Origin of the sequence: Acinetobacter sp. TUM15071 (assembly GCF_008980925.1) — a bacterium.
Taxonomy (GTDB): domain Bacteria; phylum Pseudomonadota; class Gammaproteobacteria; order Pseudomonadales; family Moraxellaceae; genus Acinetobacter; species Acinetobacter dispersus.
Genome location: NZ_BKGB01000079.1, coordinates 1 through 428 on the forward strand (window position 1 = coordinate 1; position 428 = coordinate 428).

General features: G+C 46.5%; 1 pseudogene. It reads right to left on the reverse strand.

The annotated features are described in order from the left end of the window. A pseudogene (locus tag GBI66_RS19330) lies at nt 1-428 on the reverse strand (1-deoxy-D-xylulose-5-phosphate synthase); the annotation flags it as partial.

Below are 428 nucleotides of genomic sequence, written 5' to 3' on the forward strand. Positions count from 1 at the left end.
TGCTTTAATTTCTGCAACAATTTCAGCTTTACCCAATTCAAGAACAGTCATCTCTTTTTGGATTTCGACGCCCACACCTGCACCACGCGGATAACGTACCGCAGCCGGGCCATTATAGGCATAGGCGGTATGAAGCATTTGACGGCATTCATTTTCATCTTTCGGTGCCATGATCACCATATTAGGCACAGTACGCATATAAGCATAGTCATATGCACCTGCATGCGTTGGACCATCTTCACCAACCAAGCCTGCACGGTCAATACCAAAAGTCACGTCAAGATTTTGCAATGCGACATCATGAATAAGCTGATCGTAACCACGCTGCAGGAATGTTGAATAAATGGCGACAACAGGTTTTAGCCCTTCGCATGCCATTCCTGCTGCAAGTGTTACAGCATGCTGCTCTGCAATCGCGACATCGAAGA